A 2,395-nucleotide genomic window follows, 5' to 3' on the forward strand; every position below is an offset into this window, starting at 1 on the left:
CCGATCTATCCCCAGCTCGGCAGCCCGGTAGCCCGCGGCGCGGTAGGCGTCGAGCGCCTCCCGGGAGGGTAACCGGCCGGTCGCGGCGTGCTCGGCCAGCACCTGCCGATGCCCGCCGAGCAGGTCGGCGGGCACCTCGGAGATCGCCATCACACTCCTACATCACGCCTGTCGAAGGCGAGCACGGCGGTGAGCGCCAGCACGGCCGTCGCCCCCGCCAGCACAAGGTAGTCCCCGACCGGCAGACCCTCATAGAGCGGCCTGCCCTCGGCGTAGTAGTGGAACGGCGAGAGCCACTTCAGCCACGCGATGGCGTCGACGTTCTTGCCGATCGTGATCACGACGTAGCCGGCCACCACCCACACGCCGACCACGGCCGAGGCGATCGCCCTGCGCCCGGTGGCGGCGCCGACGGCCAGCCCCATCGTGCCGAACAGCAGCCCGACCAGGAACACCCCCGTGTGCGCGGCCAGGATCCGGTCGAACGGCACCCCCATCTCCACGGCCTCGCTCATCGCCCACGTGACGACCAGCGTCACGACGGCCACCACGAGCATCGACGCCGCCAGCGCCGCGAACCTCTCCAGCACCAGCCGCCGCCGGTCCACCGGCAGGGTGACGATCAGCTCCAGCGTGCCCGACTCCTCCGGCTGCGCGATGGCCCGGTTGGCCAGGAGCATCGCGCACACGATGAAGAGCATGGGGACGAAGAGCTGGTAGACGACCGTCTGCAGGTAGCCGGTGCCGGAGACGAAGTCCTCGAACCCGCCCATCAGGTCCTTGAGCGGCCCGGGGAACTTGTCCATGGCCACGGCGCCGTACGTCTCCGGGTCCAGCTTGACGTTGGCGTACGTGCCCAGATAGACGCTCATGAAGGCGCTGACGCCCAGGCACCACCAGATGAGCGCCCGGCGGTTATCGCGCAGACTCTTGGCGATCATGGTGCCGCTCCTCGTCGCTGTAGTAGGTCAGGAAGATCTCCTCCAGGTCAGGCTCCGCGCTGACCATGTGCACCACGGTGAACCGGGCGGCCACCTTGACCAGCGCGTCCGGCCGGCCGTCGATCGTGCAGCGCACGCTGGCGCCCTCCACGCGCAGGTCACGTACGCCGGGCAGGTTCTCGAACGCCTCGCGCGGCACGGGGGCGTCGAAGTGCAGCTCGACCCGGCGCACCGCCTTCTCCCGCAGCGCCGCCACGTCCTCCACCGCCACCAGGCGCCCGTTCCGTACGATGCCGACCCGGTCCGACACGTTCTCGACCTCGGCGAGCACGTGCGAGGACATCAGCACGGTACGCCCGGACTGCCGGACCTCCCTGACCATGGCCAGGAACTCCTGCTGCACCAGCGGATCCAGCCCGCCCGTCGGCTCGTCCAGGATGAGGAACTCCGGTTCGTGCATGAACGCCTGGATCAGCCCGACCTTCTGCTTGTTGCCCTTGGAGAGCTTGCGCATCTGCACCGACAGGTCGGCCTCGAGCCGGTCGGCCAGGGCGTCGATGTGGGTGTCCGGCACGCCGCCGCGCACCCCGCCGAGGAAGCGCAGGTAGTCCCTGGCCCGCTCGCGGCCCTCCAGCGCCAGCTCGCCCGGCAGATAGCCGATCCTGGAGCGGGTCGCGGCCTGGCGCGGGTCGGCCCCGAGCACCCGCACGGTCCCCCGGGTCGGCCTGATCACGTCGAGCAGCAACCGGAGGGTGGTGGTCTTGCCCGCGCCGTTCGGCCCCAGGTAGCCGAAGATCTCGCCCGGCTGGATCTCCAGCGTGAGATCCTCCAGGCCACGGCGCCTGCCGTAATACTTGGTCAGCCCTTCGGCCTGCACCACTGCTGTCATGGCCGCATCGTCCCGCCGGCCGCCCCGTCCGTCACTGGACAGTTCCGGCAGCGTGCGGATGGCTTTGCTTCCGGGACGCGGCAACGAGAGGGTGGGATGTGTGGAGACGGCGTTCGTGCTCGGTGGCGGTGGCGTGCTCGGCGCGCACGAGGTGGGCATGCTGCAGGCGCTCGACGAGGCAGGCATCAGCCCTGATCTCGTGGTGGGCACGTCGGTCGGCGCGCTGAACGGGGCGGTCATCGCCGCCGCCCCTTCTGAAGCGGTCAGCCGGCTGGTGTCCTTGTGGCGCTCCGATGTCGTACGTACGGCGTTCGCCGGCTCATGGGTGGCCCGACTGTCCACGCTGGCCAAGACCGGCACCCATCTGCACTCGCTCGGGCCGTTGCGCGCGCTTCTGAGCGAGACCGTGCCGGTTTCCCGGTTCGAGGAGCTGGAGCTGCCCTTCCAGTGCGTGGCGGCCTCGGTCGAGCGGGCCGCGGCGCACTGGTTCACCGGCGGGCCGCTGGTGGACGCTGTGCTGGCATCGTGCGCGGTGCCCGGGCTGCTGCCGCCCGTCGTGATCGGC

Annotated in this window: 3 protein-coding genes; 1 reads left to right on the forward strand and 2 read right to left on the reverse strand. The window is 70.6% G+C overall.

Annotated features, from left to right (window positions below; genetic code table 11):
- Nucleotides 1-149: 149 nt before the first annotated feature.
- Entirely contained in the window at nucleotides 150-941 is a 792-nt protein-coding gene (locus AB0J09_RS62485; protein WP_360713665.1) for an ABC transporter permease subunit, read from the reverse strand.
- Nucleotides 916-1,830 (reverse strand): ABC transporter ATP-binding protein, encoded by a 915-nt coding sequence (locus tag AB0J09_RS62490; RefSeq protein WP_360713667.1) that lies wholly within the window; start codon nucleotides 1,828-1,830, stop codon nucleotides 916-918. Before AB0J09_RS62490 ends, AB0J09_RS62485 begins: the two co-directional genes overlap by 26 nt.
- 100 nt (nucleotides 1,831-1,930) lie before the next feature.
- Between AB0J09_RS62490 and AB0J09_RS62495 the strand changes: the two genes are divergently transcribed.
- A partial coding sequence (locus AB0J09_RS62495) for a patatin-like phospholipase family protein (RefSeq protein ID WP_360713669.1) occupies nucleotides 1,931-2,395 on the forward strand: 465 nt, incomplete at its 3' end.

It is taken from the genome of Nonomuraea sp. NPDC049784 (assembly GCF_040659615.1).
Lineage (GTDB): Bacteria > Actinomycetota > Actinomycetes > Streptosporangiales > Streptosporangiaceae > Nonomuraea.

What these genes read in the sequence shown, in the direction of transcription:
- AB0J09_RS62485 (WP_360713665.1), bottom strand. Translation starts at nt 941, where the DNA reads ATGATCGCCAAGAGTCTGCGCGATAACCGCCGGGCGCTCATCTGGTGG.
- AB0J09_RS62490 (WP_360713667.1), bottom strand. Translation starts at nt 1,830, where the DNA reads ATGACAGCAGTGGTGCAGGCCGAAGGGCTGACCAAGTATTACGGCAGG.